At 61.2% G+C, this 25,855-nt stretch carries 17 protein-coding genes, 1 tRNA gene and 1 pseudogene; 13 read left to right on the top strand and 6 right to left on the bottom strand.

Going from position 1 to position 25,855, the window contains the following annotated elements:
* Window positions 1–20 precede the first annotated feature (20 nt).
* A pseudogene (locus tag NKI39_RS23855) lies at window positions 21–231 on the bottom strand (adenylate/guanylate cyclase domain-containing protein); the annotation flags it as partial.
* Window positions 232–402: 171 nt separating this feature from the next.
* On the opposite strand from NKI39_RS23855, the gene NKI39_RS23850 reads away from it, so the two are divergent.
* On the top strand, window positions 403–3,702 hold the full coding sequence (locus NKI39_RS23850; RefSeq protein ID WP_352834872.1) for an adenylate/guanylate cyclase domain-containing protein: 3,300 nt from the start codon (window positions 403–405) through the stop codon (window positions 3,700–3,702).
* Between the two features lie 19 nt (window positions 3,703–3,721).
* Window positions 3,722–4,402, top strand: coding sequence for a peroxiredoxin-like family protein (locus NKI39_RS23845; RefSeq protein WP_352470916.1), 681 nt, complete (start codon window positions 3,722–3,724; stop codon window positions 4,400–4,402).
* A gap of 85 nt (window positions 4,403–4,487) precedes the next feature.
* Here the strand turns inward: NKI39_RS23845 and NKI39_RS23840 are convergent, their stop codons facing one another.
* Complete coding sequence (locus NKI39_RS23840) at window positions 4,488–7,460, bottom strand: trifunctional glycosyltransferase/class I SAM-dependent methyltransferase/polysaccharide deacetylase (protein WP_352834869.1); 2,973 nt, start codon at window positions 7,458–7,460, stop codon at window positions 4,488–4,490.
* 362 nt (window positions 7,461–7,822) lie between these two features.
* Between NKI39_RS23840 and NKI39_RS23835 the strand changes: the two genes are divergently transcribed.
* From NKI39_RS23835 to NKI39_RS23810, 6 genes are all read left to right on the top strand, one after another.
* Entirely contained in the window at window positions 7,823–8,041 is a 219-nt protein-coding gene (locus tag NKI39_RS23835; RefSeq protein WP_352500816.1) for a hypothetical protein, read from the top strand.
* Window positions 8,042–8,079: 38 nt separating this feature from the next.
* The gene (locus NKI39_RS23830; RefSeq protein ID WP_352470876.1) at window positions 8,080–8,745 is read left to right on the top strand and encodes a DUF3450 domain-containing protein; all 666 of its coding nucleotides are present in this window, start codon (window positions 8,080–8,082) and stop codon (window positions 8,743–8,745) included.
* Between the two features lie 7 nt (window positions 8,746–8,752).
* A complete protein-coding gene (locus tag NKI39_RS23825) occupies window positions 8,753–11,410 on the top strand; it encodes an OmpA family protein (protein ID WP_352834867.1) in 2,658 nt (885 codons plus the stop codon).
* A 15-nt stretch (window positions 11,411–11,425) separates the two neighbouring features.
* Entirely contained in the window at window positions 11,426–11,917 is a 492-nt protein-coding gene (locus tag NKI39_RS23820) for a Rab family GTPase (protein ID WP_254818889.1), read from the top strand.
* 3 nt (window positions 11,918–11,920) lie between these two features.
* Complete coding sequence (locus NKI39_RS23815; protein WP_352834864.1) at window positions 11,921–12,991, top strand: adenylate/guanylate cyclase domain-containing protein; 1,071 nt, start codon at window positions 11,921–11,923, stop codon at window positions 12,989–12,991.
* A 440-nt stretch (window positions 12,992–13,431) separates the two neighbouring features.
* Window positions 13,432–15,657: a mechanosensitive ion channel family protein gene (locus NKI39_RS23810; protein WP_352834861.1), complete on the top strand. Its 2,226-nt coding sequence runs from the start codon at window positions 13,432–13,434 to the stop codon at window positions 15,655–15,657.
* A gap of 132 nt (window positions 15,658–15,789) precedes the next feature.
* On the opposite strand, the gene NKI39_RS23805 is transcribed toward NKI39_RS23810, so the two are convergent.
* Window positions 15,790–15,864 (bottom strand) — tRNA-Gly (locus tag NKI39_RS23805).
* 230 nt (window positions 15,865–16,094) lie between these two features.
* Between NKI39_RS23805 and NKI39_RS23800 the strand changes: the two genes are divergently transcribed.
* From NKI39_RS23800 to NKI39_RS23785, 4 genes are all read left to right on the top strand, one after another.
* Window positions 16,095–16,592 (top strand): prolyl-tRNA synthetase associated domain-containing protein, encoded by a 498-nt coding sequence (locus NKI39_RS23800; RefSeq protein WP_352834859.1) that lies wholly within the window; start codon window positions 16,095–16,097, stop codon window positions 16,590–16,592.
* Between the two features lie 85 nt (window positions 16,593–16,677).
* Window positions 16,678–17,670 (top strand): thioredoxin, encoded by a 993-nt coding sequence (trxA, locus tag NKI39_RS23795; RefSeq protein WP_352458335.1) that lies wholly within the window; start codon window positions 16,678–16,680, stop codon window positions 17,668–17,670.
* 162 nt (window positions 17,671–17,832) lie between these two features.
* Window positions 17,833–18,504, top strand: coding sequence for an LON peptidase substrate-binding domain-containing protein (locus NKI39_RS23790; protein WP_352450238.1), 672 nt, complete (start codon window positions 17,833–17,835; stop codon window positions 18,502–18,504).
* Window positions 18,505–18,712: 208 nt separating this feature from the next.
* A complete protein-coding gene (locus NKI39_RS23785) occupies window positions 18,713–18,952 on the top strand; it encodes a Trm112 family protein (protein ID WP_023675986.1) in 240 nt (79 codons plus the stop codon).
* A 42-nt stretch (window positions 18,953–18,994) separates the two neighbouring features.
* Here NKI39_RS23785 and NKI39_RS23780 read toward each other — a convergent pair whose 3' ends face one another.
* The 3 genes from NKI39_RS23780 to NKI39_RS23770 are packed head-to-tail and all read right to left on the bottom strand — an operon-like array spanning window position 18,995 to window position 24,793.
* The gene (locus NKI39_RS23780; protein WP_352834856.1) at window positions 18,995–22,303 is read right to left on the bottom strand and encodes an error-prone DNA polymerase; all 3,309 of its coding nucleotides are present in this window, start codon (window positions 22,301–22,303) and stop codon (window positions 18,995–18,997) included.
* Window positions 22,300–23,778, bottom strand: coding sequence for a DUF6504 family protein (locus NKI39_RS23775; protein ID WP_352834854.1), 1,479 nt, complete (start codon window positions 23,776–23,778; stop codon window positions 22,300–22,302). The genes NKI39_RS23780 and NKI39_RS23775 overlap by 4 nt, the downstream gene beginning before the upstream one ends.
* On the bottom strand, window positions 23,711–24,793 hold the full coding sequence (locus tag NKI39_RS23770) for an ImuA family protein (protein ID WP_352834851.1): 1,083 nt from the start codon (window positions 24,791–24,793) through the stop codon (window positions 23,711–23,713). The genes NKI39_RS23775 and NKI39_RS23770 overlap by 68 nt, the downstream gene beginning before the upstream one ends.
* 524 nt (window positions 24,794–25,317) lie before the next feature.
* Between NKI39_RS23770 and NKI39_RS23765 the strand changes: the two genes are divergently transcribed.
* The gene (locus tag NKI39_RS23765) at window positions 25,318–25,740 is read left to right on the top strand and encodes a metallopeptidase family protein (protein ID WP_023680515.1); all 423 of its coding nucleotides are present in this window, start codon (window positions 25,318–25,320) and stop codon (window positions 25,738–25,740) included.
* Window positions 25,741–25,855: the final 115 nt, after the last annotated feature.

The following is a 25,855-nucleotide window of genomic DNA, read 5'->3' as shown; positions in this document are numbered from 1 at the left end:
CGCCGCACAGGCCTCACCTGTCATTGCACCACACCGCCCTTGCGGAGCCCATCCACCACGTGTTCGAAATCGACCGGTTCTTGTGGCAGACCAAGACTTTGTAGCGGTATCCAGCGAATAGTCGCGATTGACGCGAAGCACCTCCTGCCATGGCGCGCGGGCCTCGGCGAAGCGGCCCAGATGACCGTAGCTGGCGGCCAGAAACGCGCGCGAGACGTCGGTGACAGCGTTTGCGAGCCAGCCGTTGCATCAGAGGTCATGGGTAGCGGTCTGCCACCGGACCCACACGGATCGCCCGCTGCCGCTTGCCCGCCGACGGCTATCGGTGCATCCTTGTGAATAGCCTGGCCGTGAAGTGCGAGCGAGATCACGCCGTCACGGCCACTAGTGAGGTCTTGTTCGATGGACTGCTCGGGCTGCGGTTTCGAGATTGAGGGCGGTTACGCCTTCTGTCCGAGGTGTGGCAGGCGCCAGCCCGTGCCATGCGCCAGTTGCGGCTACACCTGCGCACCTGATTTCGAGTTCTGTCCGAAATGCGGGGCAAGCGTCGGTGCGCCCGCAAAAGCCGTCGAACGGCCTGCTCCGGCACCAAGCCGGACCATTGTGTCGCCTTCTCGAACTCCGTCGCTGCTTCCGAACATCGAAAGCGAAGAAGGGCTGCATCCCGTCTCTGACGCCGATCGCCGGACGGTAACGGTCCTGTTCGCCGACCTTTGCGGCTTTACGACACTCAGCGAGCAGCTCGACCCCGAGGTCATGCAAGCGCTGCAGAACAAACTGTTCAAGGAATTGACGGCGGCCGTGCGAAACTTTGGTGGGTTCGTCGACAAATTCATCGGCGATGCGCTGCTCGCTTTGTTCGGTGCGCCGGTCGCGCATGAGGACGATCCGGAACGCGCGCTTCGTGCCGCTCTCGACATGATCGCCCGGACGGCGCGGCTCGGCGAAAGCACCCCCCACTCCGGCTCGCCTCTGTTACTCCACATCGGCATAAACACTGGTCCGGTCGTTACTGGCGGATTGGGCGTCGGCACCGCCAGATCCTATTCCGTGACCGGCGACACAGTGAATACGGCGCAACGCCTGCAATCGCTGGCCGCACCGGGTGAGGTGCTGGTAGGCGAGCTCACTCACAGGCTGACCCGGCATGCCTTCTCTTATGAGTCGCTGGGTGATGTCGTGTTTCGCGGCAAGGCTGGCAGCGTGCTCGTTCATCGACTGGACGCACCGCTAGCGGTGCCGCGTGCAGCGCGCGGGCTCGAGGCGCTCGGCCTCAGTGCGCCGCTAATAGGTCGTGGTGCGGAGCTCAATAGAATGATGGCGAGCCTTGACCAGGCGTGCGGCGGCTCGGCCCAACTTGTCCGCCTCGTCGGAGAAGCCGGCATCGGGAAATCGCGGCTGGTGAGTGAGTTCGTCGCCCGCGTCGGCGACGACGAGCGTTTTCGCAACGTCGCCGTGCGGCAGGCCACGTGCTCACCGCTGGGTGAACAATCTTTTGGCGCCTTGGGCGCAGTGGTGCGCAGCGCTGCCGGGATGATGCAAAACGACAATGGGGACGAAATGCGGGGGAAGCTCGCAGGCTTGCTTGCCGATCTCGGCCTGCAGGGCGAGGAGGCGAAGCGGCTGATGCCTTTGCTCTACCATGTGCTTGGCCTTGGCGACCCCGATGCCACCTTGCAGCATGTCGAGCCCGAGCAGCTGCGGCGGCAAATTCTCTACGCAGTCCGCACAATCATCGAACGGCGGCTTGCGTTGTCGCCGCTATTGATTGTCGTCGAAGACCTGCACTGGGCCGACGCCGTGTCGCTCGAGGCACTACGTTTCGTGATGGACAGGTTGGAACGCACGCGGTTGATGTTGCTGGTCACGCATCGTCCGGCGCCGGACAACGACCAGCTCGACTCAAGTCGGGTCAGTCACACAGCGCTCAGGCTTCCGCCACTCAACAATGATGACGGACGCAGCCTGCTGGCAGCGCTTTTCGGCGAGAGCTGGGTAAGCTCCGCGGGAGGGCTTCTCGACCAGATCCTCGAGCGCGCGGGCGGCAACCCCCTTTTTGTAGAGGAAATCGTTCGCGGCCTTATCGATCGCGGTGTACTGGTGCGAGAGGGCCAGCGATGGCGGACTGTGGCAGGCGAAGTCGCAACCGGCATCCCCGCCACTATCCAGGCAATGTTGCTTGCTCGCGTCGACCGGCTGCCCCAAGAGGTGCGCCGGTTGGCCCAGGAGGCCGCGGTAATCGGCCCGCGCTTCGATGCCACACTTCTGAAAACCGTGACAGCCGACCCCGGCCGGCTCGAAGCCGGCTGCGAACTGCTTTGCGATGCGGAAATCATCGAGGAAGTTGCCGGATCAGGCTCGGTCTCGTCTCAAAGCTACCGCTTTACGCAAACATTGCTGCAGGACGTGATCTACCAGAATCTGCTCCTGCAACGCCGGACCGAAATCCACGGGCGGATCGGTGCTGCCTTGGAGCAACTGTGCGGCGACGAGCCGGAACGGCTCGAGGATTTGACCGTGCTCGGTCATCATTTTGCACAGAGCGCCGAGCGGGAGAAGGGCGCGCATTACCTGCAGGCGGCAGGCGATCGCGCTCGCATGATATATGCCAACGACGACGCCCTTCGTTTCTACGAGCGAGCACTGACTGCGTTGGGCGCGATCGGGCAAACACCGCTCAAACTGGCAATTGCAGAGCGCATTGCCGATTTGAGCGGCCCGGCAGGCCGCCGCGAGATCGCGCACCACCACTATGAGACGGTGTTGCAGGCATACCGCGAGTCAGCCAATCGCGTCGCCTCGGCGCGAGTTTTGCGTAAGATCGGTCGGCTACTCTGGGATGTCGGCAAGCGGGACAAGGCAGAACCCCGCTATGCTGAGGCGGCAGCGCTCCTCGATGGAGCGGATGCCCCGATCGAGCAGGCGCATCTGTGGCAAGAACGTGGCCGACAGGCGTTCCGTAGCGGAGATCACGCTCTCGCGGCAAAATGGGCAGACGCGGCGCTGGATTGCGTAGGCACACTGACAACGGAGCATGTCTCCGAGACAAGGTGTGATGCCACTCTTGTGACCGCCGAGGCACTCAATACCAAGGCTGTCGCGCTGGCTCGCCTTGGGCGAAACCGTGAGGCCGTGCGTCAGGTTGAGCGTAGCATTGAATTGGCCGAAGCCGCCGGTCTGCTGGGCGCGGCCTGCCGCGGCTACACCAATCTCGGCGTGCTTTACACGACCATCGATCCCGCAAAGGCGATGGAGGTCTGTCGGCGCGGTCTTGAAGTGGCGCGCCGTATTGGTGATTTGGGTTTCCAGGCGCGCCTCCTCGCCAATCTGGCGGTCGCTTGTTGTACTTTCACGGATCGCTGTCCAACGGAGGGCGTACCCGCTGCCGAGAAGGCCATCGAGATCGACCGGGCGCTCGACCAGCGCGAGCACCTGCCGGTGCCTTTGATCGTGCTTGGGCAAATCCACCAGTGCAACGGCCGTCCGGACCTGGCGGTTGGGTTGTTCCACGAAGCACTGGACGTAGCTCGCGAAACGGGCGAACCCCAACTGCTGTTTCCGTGTTATGATGGTCTCGCAACGCTTAATCTCGATCTCGACAATCTGGCCGAGGCCGAACGCTACTTTTCCCTGGCGCAGGGTATATGCGCCCAGCACGGGCTCGACCCGGAAGCGCTTGTGGTGCTGCCTTTTCTCGACTAGCCGGGGTTGGAGGTTGGAAATGTCCGCGCGTAGTGACTTGGTGCCGCTTCAACCGGGCGACCGTGCGCCAAACGTGGTACTCGACGCCATTACCCAGGAAGGCAAGATCGCGCTTGACGATTTTCGCGGCCAAAAACCGGTGCTGGTCGGCCTGTTTCGAGGTCTGCATTGCGCGTTTTGCCGGCGCCATATCGCCGCCCAGGCGCGGCTTGATCCGGAGCTGCGCGAAAGGGGCGTGGAGAGCCTGACGGTGGTCAACACGCCGATCGAACGGGCGCGTCTCTATTTCCGCTACCATCCGATGCCGAATCTGCTTGCGGCCTCCGATCCTGAACGCGCTTCACATCGTGCTTTTGGACTGCCCAATCTCGAATTCACCCAAAACGAGACGAACTGGCCGTACAAGGTCTCGATGGCAGCGGCAAAGGATATGCGGGTCGACATACCAGGCGAGTTGCCCGGTCCTATGGATCCTCTTGCGGCCAGTGAAATGCTCAACAAGAGGGACCATTACGAGCTGACCGAAGCCGACGAGCAGATGCTAGCAACGGGACACGGACAATTGGTCGGTCAGTTCCTGCTGGACCGGCAGGGGATCGTCCGCTGGAGCTTCACGGAGGTTCCAGAGGGTGGGCGATACATGTTTGGGGCGCCAAGCCCGCAGGAGCTGATGTCAGCCGTATCGCAAGTCGCCCAATAGACTTGCGAACGAGGTAAGCGGGCGGGACACGGAATAAAAAGCGGAACCAATTTGTTACGAATCTAGACACTGACAAGTTCACGGTTCATGCGAGCACGGCCTCGACAACGGCAACAAAGTCATCGAGCGAACGATCCCCACGAATCTCGATGCGCGGAAGGTCGATGGGATCGCAATCGAGGTCCGCCGGTCCGTGTCTGCCGCCGAAGCCGATTCGATAGCCGCACTCCTTGGCCAGCCTGCCAAGCCGTCGGTCGGTGACAGAGAAGGGTGCCGCGAACGCCGCGGTTGGCCGACCGGTCCACCGTTCGATGAACATACGAGAGCGCAGGAGCTCGGCGGCCAAGTCAGAGCTCGACAGACCATCGATCGCGCGATGCGTCGCCAGATGGCTTCCGAAGAACGCACCTTCGCCGGCGAGGCGTCGCACCGTCCCGGCGTCCATAAGCTGCGTCGGCGGGCCGCTGTAGGCGTCCCACTGTGCACTTTCACCCACCAAGTCCGTCACCAGGAACACTTCCGCAGTCAGGTCGTTCGCGCGCAAGGCCGGCCAGGCATGGTCGGCAAAGTTCTGGAAGCCGTCATCGAAGGTGATGAGCACTGGGCGGCCAACGAAAGGCTGACGGTTGGCGATGAACCATTCCAGCTGCTCGGAGCTAATCGCGTGAAAGCCATTGGCGCGCAGCCATGTCATTTGGCTGGCGAATGCGGCGGGCGCGAGCCGAAAACGGGCGAGCGCGGCCGGACCTTGATCGGAGACACTGTGATACATGAGGACAGGGATACGCTGCCGCCGCTCGCTATGTGCGACGTCGCGGCGCAAGGCCCGCGCCCCGCCCCAGACGATATTTCGCGCGACTCCGATTTCGATGGGGGCGCGGATTGGCACATGATCTATCGTCGGTTCCGTCGCCACGTCGCCTGGTGACAGGCGGCGGAAGCGGTCTATGCGGTAGAGCTCGGTCTGGATCGATTGCTCGAGAACGAGGCCGTGGGTCGCTGCCAGCGTCTCTGAGATCGCTTGTGCACCGAATGTGTTCCAGTCGAAGCCCGTCCTTTCAACATTGTCTCGTAGCACGAATGCGTGTGCGCTGATGAAACTGCCACCAGGCGCCAACGCCTCAACAAGTTTTTTGGCGATGCGCCGCAACTCGGTGAGATCGTCCAGGTAGTAGAGCACTTCCGAACAGACGATCAGATCCATCTCGCCCGGCAGCGTGTCCGCAGAAAAATCCAGTACGCCGAACTCAACGTTCGGCTGATCACTGCATCGCGCGCCCGCCCGCCCGACGGCTACGGCGGAGATGTCAGTTGCGGTCAAATGGCCCACGCGCGGCGCCAGCTGCCGCGTGAAGTGGCCCTCCGCGCAGGCCAGCTCAAGCGCCCGTCCGATGGGACCGGCAGGCAGAATTTCGAGCTGCCGCTCATATTTTTCCTGCTCATAGGGCGAACCGTAGTTCCAGGGATCCTCGATCGCAAAATGGCGATTCCAGAAAGATGTGCGGTCATTGTCGCGCCCATCCGCGGCCCGTGCACGGCGCGGCGCTGCAAAAGGCTCTTTAGTTTCGGCGCTCGACCGAACCAGCGCCTGCGCTTCCGCGGCCAATCCCGCAAGTTTGCCGAAATGGCTGTCCTGATCAGACCGGCGTCCCGCCATGGACAACAATGCCTCGGCTGCAGACATGTTTGACTTGTCGGCACCGGCGCCCTTTTGCGGTGCATCTACAGGCGATCGCCTCGCAAGTCGCGCGGCACTGTGCATAGGCCGCTCAGAGGGCAGGAAATTCAGGATCAATTCAATCCAATGACGCCTCGTCACTCTCCCGAGTACGCCGAACTGCACGAGAGCCTCGATCTGGCCATCCATCATCAGATGGGCATAGATTTGATCGATTCCTTTCGGTACTTCGATCGAGGCCGGATTTCGCACGTCGACACGAATTCCAAGTGTCCGCGCCAGCCTGCGCGGCGCGGCAAGATCGTCGACATCGAGCAGCATTTGCTCAAAGTGATACTGCACGCGGCGAGCCGCGTCCGGATTATTCCAGACCTTGCCGAGTTCGAGGATCAACTCGGTGAGGGAAGCGCCGAACCTGTCCCACCTGGCAGCCAATTGCGCTGGCACCGACAGGCTTCCTACCATAAGGCCATCGACGGCCACCTTGGCGATCTCACGCGCCCACTTACGTCCTGCTGGGAGCGCGCGCAGGGACTGCGGGTTGATCGAGCGCGAGCCGCAGCCGCAATCCGATGCGGCGTTCCACAACGCGAACCACGCGAGTGCTTCTGAAGCGGTGTGGCCGTTCGCGTCGGTCGCTCCATTGGCGTGAGCCGATGGCGGGTGTTTGACCCTGGGATCGGCGGAAAAGCCGCGAGCGATCACGACTTCGCCATCTGCCAGCATCTGCGCCGAATTGCGGCTGAGCGCGTTGGGGCTGGCCCGATAGAAAGCGAGCGGCTCGTCGACCATCACCCAATTTTTGCCTAGACGTGCGAGGCGCTGCCACAGATCCCAGTCCTCGCAGGTGCGCAGCGACACGTCGAAACCGCCCAACTCGACAATTATCTCCCGATCGACCAGCAGCGCGTGAGTGCGGACGGCACACCGGCGGGCGAACGTTTCGAAGGGTTGAATCGCAACCTCCGTTGCGATGCTCGACGCCGTGAGTTCGCCATCGGGCATCACGCGTCGGGAACCGCAATAGGCAGCCACTGCATCGGGAGCGGATTTCAGTGCGGCCAGCATTTTGGCAAGGAAGCTGGCATCCACCCAATCGTCCGCATCCAGAAACATGAGCCAGTGGCCGCGCGCCTTCGAAATCCCGCTATTGCGCGCGCCGGCGGGGCTATGCGCGCAAGAGCTCAACATCCGAAATCGGGCATCGTGCTCTACATAACCGGCGATGATCGCAGGGGTGCGGTCCGTGGAGGCGTCGTCGACGATGATCGCCTCCCAATCCACTATTTCCTGATCAAGAAGGCAATCGAGTGAGCGCGCCAGCGTTACCTCCGCGTTGTGCGCAGGAACCACGATTGAAACCAAGGGATCATGCGCCACGCCGTCTTACCCGCGCCTGGTTCGAGGTAGAACAAGATGTGTTGATCTTTCTCGGCGTAGGCCGTCACAATCGACGCCGATCAGTCCGTCGACCCATCGTCCATCACCACTATATCCAGTATCTGGCAGGTCTGCCGGCGGATGCCGGCACGCATTGTGCCGACGGTTTGCTCGGCATTGAGCATCGGTACCACACCGCCCTGCGGTAGCATCCTGGATCATCGAGCTTTCGTTTTCTTCGGCAAGAGTTGGCAAATGTCAAAACCGGATGACGGCATCGGCTGGCAGCACTGCCCTGTCAAGATAAGGGCGAATTGGAGGCGGGCAAAAAAGACTTGAACACAGGCTGAATGGCAGCGCGCATGCCCGACGGCTTGGAGCTGGGGTCGATGCGCCAGGGCATCTCCGCTCTCGCATTTCATCTGCATAAAGATGATCGCGGGCGAAGACGCGAGCGCGAGCTGATCCGGATCGAGCCGCATGTCGAAATCTACCCGAATGGGGACGTTCGAACCGACTTAAGCCGCGAAGATTCCGGCTTGCGGGTCGACAATTTTACTGGCAAGTTTACCAGTTGCTAAATTAGCGCTGTGGCAATGTTCAAAAGAAGGGGCATGGGATGGCCAAGGAATCTTCGAGTACCGCTTCTTCGGCAAATAAAGCGGACGCAAATCTGATAAGTAATGCAGACGGAAGCGGGCTGACCTTCATGGCGGGCCAGGCTCGCGAGAGCGGAGCCCCCGGCGACGCTGTAGGTGTCGACAAGATACGTGATCTGCTGTTCGGCAACCAGATGCAGGACTATGACCGCCGCTTTTCCAAGCTTGAAGAACGGGTCTTGCAGCGCTTCAAGGATGTCGAATCCGAGGCCAAGCGCAATCTTGAAATGTACGAGTCAAATGCAAAGAAGCAGGTTGACTCGCTTGCGGCGCAATTGCGGAACGAAAAAGACGCGCGAGCCGACGCCGATAAGGAGATTGATCGGAATCTTCGCGAGCAAAATCAGGCGCTCGAAAAGCAGGTGCGCGCGTTGTCGGATCAGTTGAGCGAGCTTGAGCGGGAAGTTGCGGACCGGATAAATCGAAACGATCATTTGCTGCGTGAGGAAATCAAGCAAAAGAATGAAAGCATTCAGATGCTGATGGAGAAAATGTTTTCCGATCTTGGCAATGTCAAGACCGACCGAAATCTTTTGGCTGGCCTGTTTGTTGAGGTTGCAAAATGTCTAAATCAGGATCCCGTCGGCAGCAAGAACAACTCGGAGCGTACCTGGAAAGTGAGTTGATCGGAACTTGACGTCGACTGTCGACCCAATCAGCCTCCCTCAAAGAGCAGCTTCGAACGATACAGAGATTGATCGCGAGGCGCTGGCTCGCCTTTTGATCGAAATTGCCCGGAACGTTGATCCGGACTATCGTGCGCGTCTCGACGGAATCCCAACCGCCGACCCTCGCATGGAAACGCTGCGCCAGTTGCTGGTCGGCCGCGAAATTTCGGAGCTTTCACGAGTTACGCACCTGCTCGACGAACCCGAGCAGCTTGCGGCTGCAGTGGGGAGCGTTCTCCCCAGTGCAGCCGCACGTGCGCCTCATGCGCAACTCGGAGAGGCCCTTGCGCCAGCTGTCGAGAGGGCCGTGCAACGGTCCATCCAGAAGAGCCCGCGTACGCTGACGGATATATTGTACCCGGTGTTTCTGCCGGCTATTCGCAAGTCGATCGGCGAAAAGATCGACCAGACCTTTCAATCGTTGAATGAAACTTTAAGACATATATTTACCTGGCACGGGCTCAAGTGGAGACTTGAAGCGTGGAGAACAGGAGCAAGCTTCTCAGAAGTTGTTCTTAAGCATTCTCTTGTTTATCGTGTAGAACACGTCTTTCTAATCAATCGCAATTCCGGGCTTTTGATAGCGCATGTAACTGCCGCTAATGCAACTAGCGAAGATCCTCAACTCATTTCTTCTATGCTTAGTGCAATTCAAGATTTTGTAAAAGACTCATTTAACGAGAAAGAACAGAGCGGCCTAGATACCATTCGTTTCGGAGAGCTTCGTCTCTGGTCGGAAGTTGGACCGTTTGCGACCTTGGTTGCGGTGATCCGGGGAAATCCGCCGGAGGAATTACATGAAATAATTCGCGATGTATTGCTTCGCATCCATGATGAATGCTCACAGGCTCTAGAGCAGTTTGACGGCGACAGTTCGCAGTTGGCCGGCGTAGAGACGCAGTTGCAGACCTGCGTTGAACTGAAGCAGGAGGAATCAAACCAGGGATTTCCGTGGCTGGTCGTGGCTGCAGTCCTGCTGGTTTCGATTCCGGCAGGCGGTTGGTTCCTTCTTTCCTGGCAATCCGTGCAGCGCTGGCAGACCTATGTGTCGCGACTGGGGACCCAGCCGGGCATCATCGTTGCCGAACAAAAGGTGCGTGATGGCCAATTCTATATTGCCGGTCTGAGAGACCCGCTTGCCGCCGACCCGCAGTCGCTGTTGGCCGGAACGCAGGTCGATCCCGCCCGCGTTCATTCACAGTGGCAATTCTATCAGAGTCTTGATCCGGAGTTCGTATTGAAGCGGCTAACGGCGTCGCTGGTTCCGCCGGATTCAGTACGACTTTCGATCGTCAATGGTCGCATCGTTGCCGAGGGTGAGGCTCCCAACACCTGGATAGATCGGGCGCGCGCAGCGGCCCAACAACTTTCGGCAGGCGGACCGGAATTCGACATCTCCAGGGTTCGTGATGTGAGCCCCGAAGCACGCGCGGCGGAGCACTGGCAGACTTATGTGTCGCGACTGGAGGCCCAAGCGGGAATCATCGTCGCCCAACAAAAGGTGCGTGATGGCCAATTCTATATTGCCGGCCTGAGAGACCCGCTTGCCGCCGACCCGCAGGCTCTGCTGTCCGGAACGGAGGTAGATCCCGCCCGCGTTCATTCGCAGTGGCAATTCTATCAGAGCCTTGATCCGAAGTTCGTCCTGAAGCGGCTGATGGTATCGCTGACCCCGCCGGATTCAGTACGGCTTTCGATCGTCAAGGATCGCATCGTTGCCGAGGGTGAGGCTCCCGACATCTGGATAGACCGCGCACGCGCAGCGGCCCGACAGCTCTCGGCAGGCGGACCGGAATTCGACATCTCCAAGGTTCGTGATGTGAGCCCCGAGGCACGCGCGGCGGAGCACTGGCAGACTTATGTGTCGCGACTGGAGGCCCAAGCGGGAATCATCGTCGCCCAACAAACGGCGAGGGGGGGACATTTCTATATTTCCGGCCTGAGAGACCCGCAGGCCGCCGACCCGAAGGCTCTGCTGTCCGGAACAGGGGTCGATCCTGCTCGCGTTCATTCACAGTGGCAATTCTATCAAAGCCTTGATCCGAAGTTCGTGGTGAAGCGGCTGATGGCGTCGCTGACTCCGCCGGATTCAGTACGGCTTTCGATCATCAAGGATCGCATCGTTGCCCAGGGTGAAGCTCCTGCCGCCTGGATAGATCGGGCGCGGGTCGCCGCCCAACAGCTCTCCGCGGACGGACTCTCTCTAGAACTCTCCGAGCTGCGTGAGTTGACCCCTCCGCAACTCACTCATTTGAGGGAGGCTATTCAAGCGGTCAACATTTTCTTCGATTCTGGCAAGGCTGTACCGGGACCAGAGCAACTGCCGGTTCTCGACAAATTGGCGAATCAGTTGAAGGAATTGGCCGAGGACGCCCGCAAGGCAGGCGTAACAGCACAGTTCATGTTGACCGGCCATTCGGACGAGACGGGCCGTGAAACGGCCAAGTTGTCGATCAGCGCCGCGCGCGCGGAGACAGTTCGTGCGCTTCTCAAGAAGCGCGGCGTCAATCCGGAGTTGCTCTTGGTTCGCGGCGCGGGCACCTTTGAGCCAGCGGAGATTGAAAATAGCCGAACCGGGAACTCCGCCAACCGCAGAGTTTCGGTTACGGTAAACTTCCACTAGGCGGAGCCCAGGATATTGCAAAAGAAGATCTGCATGTTGGGCGGGTTCGCTGTCGGAAAGACGAGTCTGGTTCGCAGGTTTGTGCAAAGCATCTTTTCAGAAACCTACTTGACCACGGTGGGAGTGAAAATCGACAAGAAGAGTGTCGCATTCCCGGACAAAACCGTGGATCTGATTTTGTGGGATTTGGCCGGCGAAGACGATATCGGCTCATTCCGCGTCAGCTATGTGCGAGGTGCGAGTGGGCTCGTGCTTGTCGTCGATGGAACACGCGCTGCTACTCTTGCCGTTGCGCTCACGTTGCGCGAGCGGGCCGAGGCTGAATTCGGCGCTATGCCGTTTGTATTGCTGTTCAACAAATCCGATCTGGCCGATCGGTGGGCAATATCGGATAGTGAAATTGACGAACTGAGGCAACTTGGATGGCAAATCTATCTAACAAGTGCGCTTTCGGGCGAACATGTTGATGATGCGTTTCGTCAACTTGCTTCGATGGTCAGCAAATAAACCATGAATGTCTTGCCAAGAGAAGTTAAAAGCTGGATTTACGATTTCTTCTACAACGAGCGCTCGGTCGCATATCTGAAAATCGACGCCCAGCTTTGCATAGCTGCGAAGGGCGGTAACGTTAACCATTACGGACTCTCGTCAGTTCGCATAGGTAAGCCTGTTGCCGAGCAGCTTGAATTCATGGAAGGTTTGTTGCCCTGCCCGGAGCTTCCATATGATATGGCCATGGTCGAACTGCCCAGCGGGCGTGTCGCGGACCTCCATCTTTTTGCTGACAATGCCTGCGTGTGGCTGCTCTTTCTTGACGCCACTGCCGAACGCGACAATAGGCAGCGGCTTCAACAGAAGGCTTATGAAATGACGCTTCTGCAAGAGAGGGAGCGTCAACTCAACGAGAAATTACAATCGACAAACGAGGCGTTGAGGGCGAGCCAAGAGGGATTGTCGCGTGAATACCAGCGCGCCGAAGCCCTACTCCTCAACATTCTTCCGGCGTCGATCGCGGAGCGGCTAAAAGCGCACGAACAAATTGCAGACAACCATGCGGAGGTGAGTGTGCTTTTTGCCGACATCGTCGGCTTTACGGAAAGAGCGCGGAGCGTCGGAGCCGTGACGACGCTCGCTATTTTAAATTACTTCTTCAAGGCGGCGGATCTGCTCTCGGAGCGATACGGCTGCGAAAAGATCAAGACAATCGGCGATTGTGTGATGGTGGTCGCTGGCCTGCCCACCGCGCGATCCGATCATGCGGAAGCCCTTGCGCACTATGCACTTGAACTGCGGAACGCGGTTAAGCGCGAACGCTTCGCAGGAGAACCGATAAGACTCAGAATTGGAATTCACTCAGGACCAATCGTGGCGGGCGTCATAGGCAAAAGGCGGTTTGCCTATGACCTATGGGGCGACACCGTTAATCTCGCCGCACGTATCCAAACGTCCGCGGAGCCCGATGAAATCCGCATTTCGGATGCAACTCGTCAACTGCTTGGACCAAATTTTGCTTGCGACCCACTCCAGGAAACGGAATTGCGTGGTACAGGTCGTGTGCGAATGTGGCGGCTCCCGGCCTGATTTGCCGCATGGCAGTGCCGACCCGGAAGCGCATTGCATCTCAAGCAACATCATGGTTTCGAATGTCCGCAGCGGTGCGCGAAGCAGTTGACCACCGAGTGACCGCCAAAGGTCTGTCCTGGTCATCTCAGGAAATCAGTTCCTGAGATTTAACGTCGATGCCCAGTTCATAGAACGGCCGGAGGCCTGGGCCGAGGTCGGAATGCCCTGCCCCCGGCGGCTAAATAAACACCGCCACGTACCCGGCACAGCGGTCTGGCTCGGAACGATGACGTCTTGCACCGCAACATCGGTTTCTTCAAGGTGGGGCAACAACGGACATAGATGTCGTTGCTCGCCGATCTGATCGGAAGGTTAACAGCACGATGCCACTCATGACTCGACGATTGGGAGCCAGGAACCTGGCGCGCCCGGCACGGCGTCTCGGAGACCTGACTGCGATGTTTGCCCTGATTGCCAGGCCGCTCGTCTTTGGGATCGCCCTTTTGTTGGCTGGTCAGGCGCAAGCGCAGGCGCCGGCGACCGTCCCGCCTGAAAGGGTCAAACAATTGTTCGAGCTTCTCGACGATCCGTCAGTGAAGGCCTGGGTGGCCGAACAGCGAAATCAGGACGCCGGGTCAACGGGAGCGCCCGCCGAGAGAGGGGCTTCGCCGACCGACGCATCGTCCGGCGCCGTGGCCGCACCAGGCCAGATGAATACGATGGCATCCTCGACGCTCGATGGGATCAGGCATCATATCGAAAGAATCGTGCGAACTTTGCCCTTGCTGCCAGGCCAGTTCGCGCGCGTTCGGGCAGAGACGATGGAGGATATGTCCAGCAGGGGGCCCGCCGGCGTATTTGTGCTGATTGCAATGTTCATCGCTGCCGGCCTGGCACTCACTTGGGCAACGTTCAAGCTCACCCGTCCATTTCGTCTTTGGATTATCGCGCAACCGAAGGATACGCCCGTTGGGCGAGCCAAGAAGATTGGTGGCCGCCTGCTTTATTCCAGCATGCTGATAGTCTCTTTCGCACTGGGCAGCGCCGGCGCGTTCATGTTGTTCGACTGGCCGATGCTTATCCGCGAGATTGTACTGACATTTCTGATGGCGGCAGTCGTTACATGGGGTGTGCGCATGTACGTCATGGCCACGCTCGTCCCTTCCTTCATGAACGTCGAGAACGCCGTCGAGGTTCGTGCTTTGCCGATCACCAACGAAGCGGCTGACCATTGGTCCTATTGGCTACCCCGGATCGTCGGCGTCTTCGCCTTCTTCGGCGCCGCGTTTATCCTCTTGCCAGGTCTCGGCATCGATCAGGACGGAATGACGGTCCTGTCACTGGTCGCCGATTTCGTGCTGCTGCTGCTCCTGCTGCTCGCCATTTGGCGTCGGCCAAGAACGCAGCGAGACGGTGCGCGCCACATCGGTCACACGGAAGCGACATGGCTATTGACTGCTTATTTCGTCGTCCTGTTCCTGCAGCGTATCGCCGGCCTTTATACATACTTCTGGTTCACCTTCGCCGCATTCTTCCTGCCTTTGGCAATCGTGGTGACGCAGCGCGGGGTTAATTTCGTTCTGCGGCCAGGTTCGGAAGACGTCGGCCGGCCCACGATCCCGGCGGTGACGATCGCTGTCATCGATCGCGGAATCCGAATGATTTTCATCCTGGCGGCGGCTTACCTTCTCGCACGTGTCTGGGGTCTGGACATGCAATCCATGCGGGGCAGTGATACGACGACAACATTCATATTGCGCGGCTTGATCAATGTCGTGGTCATTGCCCTTGCCGCCGACTTCGGCTGGTCGATCATCAAAGCTTTGATCGAACGAAAGCTGGGCATCGAAACACCGCACCCTGTGATCAGCGACGAGGACGTCCCGATCCTCGATCCGCAGCAGGCGCGGCTGCATACGCTCTTGCCGATCCTCCAGAATATTCTGCTCGCATCGATCATCGTGATGGCGGTGCTTATGATGCTCGCCTCGCTGGGTATCCAGATCGGCCCATTGATCGCCGGCGCTGGCGTCGTCGGCGTCGCCGTGGGCTTTGGGGCACAAACCATTGTCAAGGACGTCATTTCAGGCGTGTTTTTTCTGCTCGATGATGCGTTCCGTGTTGGCGAATACATTTCATCGGGCAATTACAAGGGTACTGTGGAAAGCTTTTCGCTGCGCTCGGTGAAGCTGCGCCACCATCGTGGTCCGCTGTTCACAATACCTTTCGGTGAACTCGGGGCAGTCCAGAACCAGAGCCGTGACTGGGTTATCGACAAATTCAACATCACCGTTGGTTATGACACCGATATCGACTTCGCTCGCAAGCTGATCAAGCGGATCGGCCTCGAACTGGCGGAAGATCCCGAGTTCAAACACTGGGTGCTCGACCCGATCAAGATGCAGGGCGTACAGGAGTTCGGCGAATACGGCATCGTATTGAGGGTCAAGGCCACAACCAAGCCGGGAGGTGCCTTCGGTATGAAACGCAAATTTTATGTACGCCTCCGCCAGGTCTTCAAGGAACAGGGCATCGAACTCCCATTTCCGACCGTCCAGGTCCAGGGGCTACAGAACCAACATGGGGCAGAGAATGCACCGTTGGAGATCACGCCCGAGTTGAAAATGGCCGTCGCGCAGTCGCACACTATTCGGCGCAGAAAAAAAGCCAGCACAACGGAATAGAAGAGCTGTGACACCTGCTGGTCACAGTGCGGCTTTCCGCGCATCGCTCATGGCAGGGACACTCTTTTCGCCACGTAAGCAAAAGGCGCCCCGAAAGGCGCCTCTTAATCGCTTGGTTCCCCTCAAGGAAACTGGAGCGGGTGAAGCGATTCGAACGCTCGACCCCAACCTTGGCAAGGTTGTGCTCTACCCCTGAGCTACACCCGCTCGTGCGGCTTTTGGGCCGCAAGCCGCGCCTATATGGCTGAAGAGCGCGGCGATTGCAACAGGGAATTCGCAGGCTTTTTGCTTCGTCGGCAATGCGGACAAGCGCTCCTCGGGACGTCGCAAGGCAATCACCCCCGCGTTGCGCGACGGGCTTGTCTTGGCCGCATCATTGGCCGTAAACGGCGTTAGCCGAACAAGCCGTTGAAAGCGGGCCATCAGAAGAAAGACCGATGCCGAAGACCGAAGCCGAACTTTTCGCCTTTCTCGCCGGACTCGGGATCGAGGTATCGACGCGGCGGCATCCGCCGCTGTTCACGGTCGCCGATTCGCAGGCGCTGCGCGGCGAGATTGCCGGCGGCCATACCAAGAACCTGTTCCTCAAGGACAAGAAGGACAATTTCTTCCTGGTCAGCGTCGGCGAGGAGGCGGTGGTCGATCTCAAGCATATACACCATCTGATCGGCGCTGCCGGGCGCGTGTCCTTCGGCCGGCCGGAGATGCTGATGCAGCTTCTCGGCGTCGTCCCGGGCGCGGTCACGGTGTTCGGGCTGATCAACGACACCGAGCGAAGGATCAAGGTCGTGTTGGACGAGGAGCTGATGAGCCATGCGGTGGTCAATGCCCACCCGCTGACCAACGAAGCGACGACTTCCATCGCTGCCGCGGACCTGGTCAAGTTCGTCGAGGCAACCGGACATGATGCTGTTATCTTGAAAGTCTCGGCATGATCGCCACATGGGTGACTGAAACCGGGTTCTAAAGAAGGATGTTGCGCCCGTCCCTTGGCCGGCGGCGCGACCGAAAGGCGAAGAGATGAGTGATAGCAACCCCTTTGGCGGCCCATTTGGCAGCAATGGCGGCCGGTATGCCACCACCGTGCAATATGGCGGCACCGATGCCGCGCGTGAGAAGGTCGCGCTTGCGGAGGCGCCGGCCGACGTCATCAAGGACACAACGACCGCTGGATTTGCCGCCGACGTGATCCAGGAATCGCGTCACCAGCCGGTGCTGGTCGATTTCTGGGCGCCGTGGTGCGGCCCTTGCAAGCAATTGACGCCGCTGCTGGAGAAGGCGGTGAAAGCCGCCGGTGGCAAGGTCAAGCTGGTCAAGATGAACATCGACGACCATCCATCGATCGCCGGCCAGCTTGGCATCCAGTCGATACCGGCGGTCATTGCCTTCAAGGACGGCCAGCCGGTCGACGGCTTCATGGGCGCCATTCCCGAGAGCCAGATCACGCAATTCATCCAGAAGGTCGGCGGCAAGAACGGCGGTGCGCCGCAAGTTGCCGAGGCGCTGGCCGCGGCCGCCGAAGCGCGCGACGCCGGGGACGTGCAGACGGCGGCCGACATTTACGATGCCATCCTGGAACAGGCGCCGGAGACGATCGAGGCGATCGCTGGCTTGGGCGATCTGCTGTTCGAGGCCGGCGATGCCGAAGGTGCCGAGGCGGTGCTGGCGCGGGCGCCGGAAGCAAAGAAGGATGCGCCCCAGCTCGCCGCGCTGCGGGCCAAGATGGCGCTCGCCGCGCAAGCAGCAGTGCTCGGCAATCCGGCGGAACTGGAACGGCGGCTGGCCGAAAACCCCGGGGATCACCAGGCACGGTTCGAGCTTGCCATGATCCAGAACGCCAAGGGTGATCGCATGGCGGCGGCCGACAATCTGCTGGCGATCATCAAGGCCGACCGCTCGTGGAACGACGACGGCGCCAGAACCCAGTTGCTGCAGCTCTTCGAGGCATGGGGCATGACCGACGAAGCAACGCTGTCGGCACGGCGCAAACTGTCGTCGCTGCTGTTTTCCTGAGCCGGCGCAGACTGTTTTGTCGCGCGGGCTTGCGGTGGGCCGCGGCTGCGCCAGATTAGGTTTTCGGACGGCGTTCGATTTCAGGTTTCCGGTGTTGCGCCTTGTGCCGGCCGGGAGGAGACGGATTTGTGCGCTTCCTGACAAAGCGATCGGAGGATTGAGGTGCAGGCGGGAAACGCGCATTACCGGCTCGCTGCGGACTTACCGTCGACCATGCCGATCTTTCCGCTTGAGGGCGCATTGCTGCTGCCGGGAGGCCGCATGCCGCTCAACATCTTCGAGCCGCGCTATCTGCAGATGGTCGACGAGGCGATCGCCGGGCCGCGGCTGATCGGCATGATCCAGCCCAGCCTTGACGGTGCGCTGCGTCCCAACGGCGAGCCGGAGCTCTGCAATGTAGGCTGCGCCGGGCGCATCATTGCGCTGTCCGAGAGCGGCGACGGCCGTTACCTGATTTCGCTGCAGGGCGTGTGCCGGTTCCGTATTGTCCAGGAGCTCACGGTCAAAACACCGTTCCGGCAGTGCCGGTTGGCACCCTTTCTCGCCGATCTCGACGAGGAGCAGGCAGACGCCGAGATCGACCGGCCGGCGCTGCTCAAAGCGTTTCGCGCCTATCTGCAGGCTAACGATCTGGAGGCCGACTGGGAAAGCGTCAGCCGCGCCGAAAACGCCATGCTGGTCAACGCACTGTCGATGATGGCGCCCTACGGGCCGGCCGAGAAACAGGCGCTGCTCGAAGCGGCCGATCTGAAGACACGCGCCGAGACCCTGATCGCCATCACCGAAATGGCGCTGGCGCGCGACAATGAGGATTTCGGTTCGAGTTTGCAGTAGGTTCTTGCCTTCTCCCCTTGGTTGTGGGAGAAGGTGGATTGGCGCGCAGCGCCAAGACGGTTGAGGGGTGCTGGACGGAGTGTCGTCGGTGCCAAGCTGGAACACCCCTCATCCGACCGAGCTTCGCTCGGCCACCTTCTCCCACAAGAGGAGAAGGAAGTTCGCGCTCGAAACCTTAACCCGATTGCCCTGTGGAAGGACAAACCAAATGGCGGATGGACGTGACGGGAACAGGACTGTCGACCCCAAGCTGCTGGAACTCTTGGCCTGCCCGCTGACCAAGGGGCCGCTTGCCTGGGATCCGGAGCGCGGCGAGCTTATCTCGCGGGTGGCAAAGCTTGCCTATCCGGTGCGGGACGGCATTCCGATCATGCTGCCATCGGAAGCGCGTGTCATCACCATAGATGATGCCATGCCACCGCCGCCGCGCCTGGGTGGAACGCCCTGAGTGCTGCGGTTCAGAGCCGCTCCGTCGCGATCTTTCGCGCCTCTATTGAAAATTGCGCCCTTTGGGCATGACCTTCTCTGCCTTTCCCAATAGTTCCGTTTGCGCGATGCTGCCGGGCTGAGCCTCGTCTGCACTGCTCGACAGTCTGTCCGCCGGCCTTGCCTGCTCAAGCAGCACCGACAGCCACGGCGTCAGATCCTCGACCTTCTCGGCGACGATATGGATGACGTCCGATTCCGATTGCAGCTTGCCGGTGACGCGGATGAGACGCGCGCCCATGACGATGGGGCGGAAGCGGTCAAAAGTCCTTTCCCAGAAAATGATGTTGGCGACCGCATTCTCGTCTTCCAGCGTCAGGAAAATCGCCTTGCCATTGCCCGGCCGCTGCCGCACCAGCACGAGGCCGGCGACCGAAACGCGCCGGCCGTCCCGCACCTGGCCGAGCCGCACATTGGGCGTGACGCCGGAACGATCCAGCCTTTGACGCAGGAAGGCGACCGGGTGCGCCTTCAGCGACAGGCCAAGCGAGCGGTAGTCGTGGACGACGTGCTCGCCGAGCGGCATTGTCGGGAGCCTGGTTGCAGGCTCCAGATCGCGCAAGCGGATCGCCGGCTGGTCGAACAGCGGCAGCTTTTCGGCGGCACTCTTGCCGTCGAGCGCGCGGACCGCCCATAGAGCGTCGCGACGGTTCAATCCAAGCGACCGGAAAGCGTCGGCCTGCGCCAGTTTTTCGATCTCGTCGACGTTGAGGCCCGAGCGCAGCCAGACGTCGCGTACGGATGCATAGCCGGCGCCGCGCCGAGACACAAACGCTTCCATGCGCTCCTTCGACAGGCCCTTGACCTGGCGAAAGCCGAGCCGGACGGCATGGCTGGTCCGGATGACTCCGCGCATCTGGGCATGGCGGTCAAGGATACGATCCGGATCGAAAGGCGATTTCTCCAAGGCGCAATCCCAGCCGGAAAAATTGACATCGACCTCGCGGATCTCGACGCCGTGGTCATGCGCGTCGCGGACAAGCTGGGCCGGCTGGTAAAACCCCATCGGCTGGGAATTCAGGATCGCGGCGCAGAACACGTCGGGATAGAAGGTCTTGAACCAGCAGGAGGCATAGACCAGCAGGGCGAAGGAGGCGGCGTGGCTCTCGGGAAAGCCGTATTCGCCAAAACCCTCGATCTGCTTGAAGCAGCGCTCGGCGAAGTCTTTTTCGTAGCCCTTGGCGACCATGCCGTCGACCATTCTCTTGCGGTAATTGCCGATCGTGCCGGTGCGCTTGAATGTCGCCATGGCGCGGCGCAGTTCATCGGCCTCGCCCGGCCTGAAGCCGCCAGCAACGATGGCGATCTTCATCGCCTGCTCCTGGAACAGCGGCACGCCCAGCGTCCTGCCGAGTATTTTTTCCAGTTCCGGCTTGGGATATTCGGGTTTTTCCTTGCCTTGCCGGCGGCGCAGATAAGGGTGGACCATGTCGCCTTGGATCGGGCCGGGCCGCACGATCGCCACCTCGATGACGAGGTCGTAAAAGCTTTTCGGCCGCAGCCGCGGCAGCATCGACATCTGCGCGCGCGATTCGATCTGGAAGACGCCGATCGTGTCGGCACGGCAGATCATGTCGTAGACATGCTTGTCCTCGGCAGGCAGAGTGGCCAGCACATAGGGCAGGCCGTACGCGTCCCGCGCCTGCGGATAATGATCCTGGAGCAGGGTGAAGGCGCGCTGCAGGCAGGTCAGCATGCCGAGCGCCAGCACGTCCACTTTAAGGATTTTCACCGCGTCGAGATCGTCCTTGTCCCACTCGACCATCTTGCGCTCGTCCATCGCCGTCTTGACGATGGGCACGATCTCGTCGAGCCGGTCCCGGGTGATGACAAAACCGCCGACATGCTGCGACAAATGACGGGGAAAGCCCATGATCTCGTTGGCGCATTCGATCACATGCCTTGTCGATGGATCGGTCTGATCGAGGCCGCCGGCCTTTGTCTCCTTTTCGCCGAGCTCCGAGGTCGACCAGCCCCAGATCGAACTGGACAGCGCCCCCCGGACGTCGTCCGACAGGCCCATCGCCTTGGCCACTTCGCGCATCGCCGAGCGGCCCCGGTAGCTGACGACGGCGGCGGCCAGCGCGGTGCGCTTGGTGCTGTATTTGGAATAGATGTACTGGATGACCTCCTCGCGCTTTTCATGCTCGAAATCGACGTCGATGTCGGGCGGCTCGTTTCTTTCCTCGGAAATGAAGCGCTCGAAAAGCGTTTCGATCTTGTCCGGGCCGACTTCGGTGATGCCAATGCAGAAGCAGACGATCGAGTTGGCGGCAGAGCCGCGCCCCTGGCAGAGAATGTTCTGGCTGCGGGCGAATTTGACGATGTCGTGGACAGTCAGGAAATAGCGCGCGTAGTTCAGGCGCTCGATCAGAGCGAGCTCCTCCTCGATGCGCTGCGTCACAAAAGCGGGCACGCCCGAGGGGTAGCGGATGGCGGCTCCCTCCTTGGCCAGCCTTTCCAGTTCGGCCTGCGGCCCAAGACCCGATTCCGTCGGCTCGTCGGGATAGTTGTATTGCAGGTCACTGAGCGAGAAGGTCAGCTCGCCGGCAAAACGCAGCGTTTCCGCCAGCGCTTGCGGATGCCTGCGGAAAAGCCGTGCCATCTCCAGCGGTGGCTTTAAGTGACGCTCGGCATTGGCCGCCAGCTCCAGTCCCACCTCAGCGACGGGCACATTGAGGCGGATCGCCGTCAGCACGTCCTGCAGCGGGCGCCGTTCCGACGTATGGTAGAGAACATCGTTGGTCGCCATCAACGGGATGCCGGCCAGATCCGCCATCGCCGCCGCCTGCTCGATACGGAAGCGGTCGTTGCCGCGGTAATCCGGCGAAACCGCAAGCCGCAGGTTTTCACCGAAACGATCCTTGAGCCGGCTAAGGAGTGCGAGGCTGGTTTCCGCGTCCGCCGACACATCCGGCAGTATGGCGAGCGACAGGAGATCGCCCCATTCGAGAAGATCGCTCTGTTTGAGGAGCGTCGCCCCTTTTTCGTTCTCGTCACGCAGATTGGCCTGTGTCAGCATGCGGCAGAGATGCCCCCAGCCCTTGCGGTCCTGCGGGTAGGCGAGGATGTCCGGCGTGCCGTCGCAAAAAACCAGGCGGCAGCCGGGATGATAGGAAACACCCTCCACCTTGGCCTGCTGCCAGGCGCGCACCACGCCCGCCACCGTGTTGCGGTCGGCGAGACCGATCGCCGAAAACCCCAGGAATTTTGCCGCGACCACCAACTCCTCCGGTTTCGAGGCACCGCGCAGAAACGAGAAGTTCGACTGGATGCCGAATTCGGCATAGGGGTTGGCCGTCAGCGCATTCATGCGAAGATCCCATGCATGAACCAGCGCGGCGGGACTTGAGAGGCGCCGTAAAGGCCCTGGCGATAGAGCCAGTAACGGCGGCCGTCGGCATCCTCGATGCGGAAATAATCCCGGGTCGGGGCATCTTCTCGTCCCGCCGCCCCTCGCCACCATTCCGGCGCGATGCGCTCCGGCCCTTCGGCGCGCACGACCCGGTAGAGCGCGCGCCGCCAGCGGAAGTTCAAAGGCGGGCCTTCCGGCATTTCGGTGGCCGGCACCTCGATCGGCTCGGGCGAACGGAAAAGCCGGATCGGCCGTTCCGGCTGGAAGACGGTCGTGGGAGCGTCCTTCGCCTTGTCCGGCTGCTTCGGCGGCGAGCTTCTCTGCGGCGCCTCCGTGAAGGGAAGGGTGGCGACGGCGCGCTCCGGCAAATGGCTCTCGACGGCGACCGGCTTCAAGACCGCGCCTTCGCCGAGCCGGGCGCGAATGCGGTCGGCAAAAAGCGCGATATCGGCACCGTCGTCGCTCGTCTCGCCGGCAAGGTCGGCCTGCTGCATGTCGAAGGCGGCGGCGGTCAGCACCGAAAGGCGCACGAGATCGAAGCCATAGCCGGCGTCGATATCCTGTTCGAGCGCGGCAAGCCTTTCGTGGAACAATTTCTGGATCAGCCGCGGCTCGCGCAGAGGCCGCGAGGTGCCGACGGCGATGCGGCTGACGCCGCCATCGACGCGGAAAAGCAGCAGCGCCAGCCGCCTTGCGCCTTCGCCGCGACGCTCGAGGTCGCTCTTCAAGGTGGTCGCCAGCATGCCGGTCAGCCGCTCGATGTCCTCGGTCAGCATGATCGGCTCGGCAAGGTGACGCTCGACCGAAAGCGGTGCCACCGGCAGGCGCGGCGACACGGCCTCCTCGAGGCGGCCAAGCGCCTGGTCGAGGCGCAAGAGCAGCGATGCGCCGAAGCGGCGGGCCAGCGGCGCGCGCGGTGCCGCCATGACGGCGCCCGCCGTGCGCAGGCCGACGCTTTCGAGGCTGGCGCGTACCTCCGGGTCGATGCGCAGCGCCGCCAGCGGCAAGGGCGCGAGAAGCGCTTCCTCCTCACCATCGGGCACGATGCGGTCGCCAGCAAACCGCGCCGCCGCCCAGGCAGCACCAGGCGTGGCGGCAAGCCCGGCGCGGACATCGAAGCCCTGATGGAAAAAACGCGACAGGATATCGTCCAGCATCGAGCGTTCGCCGCCGAAAAGATGGGTGCAGCCGGTGACGTCGAGATAGAGGCCGTCGGTCCCGTCAAGCGCCACCAGCGGGGTATAGCGGTCGCACCAGTCGGCGAGGCCTTCGAGCAGGCGCCGGTCGGCCTCCGGATCGGCCTCCACGATGTCGATCGAGGGATGCATGGCGCGTGCGTCGGCTATGCCCATGCCGCGCTTCAGATTAAGCGCCTCGGCCCGCTCGTCGAGGGCGGCGATGCGCTGGGCGTTCCGGTCGCGGTGACTGATCACCAGCGGCAGGTGATCCGACGGCCGGGAACGCCAGGACCGCCCCAGACGCTGCCGCAGGATCCTCTCGGCGGCGAGATGCGGAAACCACAGGGATAGGATTCTTTGGCCGTTCTGGGGCCCATTCCTGAGACCTTCCTTGCTCGCCCCGTCTTTCTTCGAATATGCGTTCATCGGGGTTCCACTCCAGTGTGAATTTTCCGGACAAGGCCGTGCAGCTCTTGCCGATGGCGACGGTGAAGGCGGGCCGGCCGATCGAGCCGGCGAGCGGCCCGGCAAGCGTCTTACGCGTTGCCGCCGGTGCCGCCGACAGGATGAGGCGGACGGGCGCTGCCGTCGGTTCGGGCTCGCCGGCCTGGCGCAGCAGGAACAGCGGCCGGCCCGCACTCTGCGCGCGGGCGTGCAGCCGCCGCGTCGCGGTGAGGTCAAGCCGCTGCGGGCTGCCGCGGATTTCGAGGATGACGGCGGCCAGCGCCGTCATCCGGGCAGCCTCCTCGGCGATCCACAGCGCATCGAGCAGCCCTGGCGCCTCGGAAAACAGCAATTGCTCCGGCTCGATGCCGAAGAAGGCGTGAAGCCCCCTGGCATAGGGAAAGCCGGCCTCGCGGAAAACCTCGGATGTGCCGATCCACAGCACCGGCAATCGCGGCCCCTGGCTGAGGATCAGGCTGACGAGCGACAAGGCAAAACCGGCAACGGCCCCGGCATCGCGGGTCGCGGCGCCATGAAACTCGCTCACCGCCGCCTTCGGCAGGCCGCCGCTCAGCGCAGCATCGAGGCGCTCGGCGCCGGTGCGCAAAAACGCATCGGGCGGCGCCACGGCGAGGCCGCGCCGGACAATGGTCAGATTCCGAGCGGGTGTCGGATGCCGAGAGGGTGTCAGACTCTGACGAGGGACATCCGCGTCAAACGACGAACTGGCCGGCGCCTCCAGGCGCTCGGGCAAGGTCCCTTCGATCTTCGCGATCTGGCGGCGCAGGGCAAAAACAGTCTCCCGCGCCACGGCGCTTGTCGCCATGACGGTCAGCTTCCACTCACAATTGTTCCTGTTATGTTCCCTATAGATTCCAGAGGGAGGATGAAGAGTCAAGCGGAGTCATGGGGAATTTATTCCTGCCCGATTTTAGCGGGCCGTTCACGAAACAGGAACTGCCCGTGAGTTATCGACCCGGCCGCTTCCGGGCCATCCCTAAAACCAGCCAGACGATCATGACGCCTATGATGGCGCCGACAAGCATCCGAAGCAGGCTGACCAACTCGGAATTCCTGCCGAGATAACTGGTCAAGACCACCAGCACCAAAAGAAGCAGTGCGCCAAACACTCCACAAATTGCAGCGCTTCTGACGAATTGGTTGCTGAATGGCATTTGAACACTCGACTCTGACAGAACGATGGAGGTTCGGCTTCGGGTATGGCGGCGTCCATCATCTCGCAAAGGCCATCCCTAGACCAGAGCGGATGACAGATTGCGCCCTTGAATCTGCCGCGTCATTTGCCGAGTCCGGCCTGAAAGCCTATATGCCGGGATCAAAGGACAAAGCATGGCTCGCATCTACCAAACACGCATCTGGCACGACCAGCTTTCGCCAACGATGGAGGAAATCGAGCTCCTGGCGCTGGAGGCCTATGCCCATCTGCCGGAGGACTTTCGCAAGTTGACCGGCGAGATCGTCATTCAGATCGCCGAATTCCCGACCGACGAGATCATGGACGACCTTTCGCTGGAAACGCCCTTCGACCTGCTCGGCCTGTTCGAGGGGCGCGGCATCGCCGAGCGCTGGAATCCGCAGACCGGCGAGGGGCCGAACCGCATCACCCTCTATCGTCGCGCCATCCTCGACTACTGGGCCGAGAACGAGGAAACGCTGGGCGACATCGTCACCCATGTGCTGATCCACGAGATCGGCCACCATTTCGGCCTGTCGGACGACGATATGGAGAAGATCGAAGAGGCAGCAGAGTGAGCGACCCCGCTCCTCGTCATCCTGGGGCGGAGCAAGGAGCGAAGCGACGCGGCGCAGACCCCAGGATCCATATGTGGACGGCGCCCTGCCTGCAACGGTTGTTTTGCGTCGTTTT

The organism is Mesorhizobium sp. M0664, assembly GCF_040320565.1.
Classification (GTDB): Bacteria; Pseudomonadota; Alphaproteobacteria; order Rhizobiales; family Rhizobiaceae; genus Mesorhizobium.
Note: the sequence above shows the minus strand (reverse complement) of the source record. Positions and strands in the feature narration are given on the sequence as shown.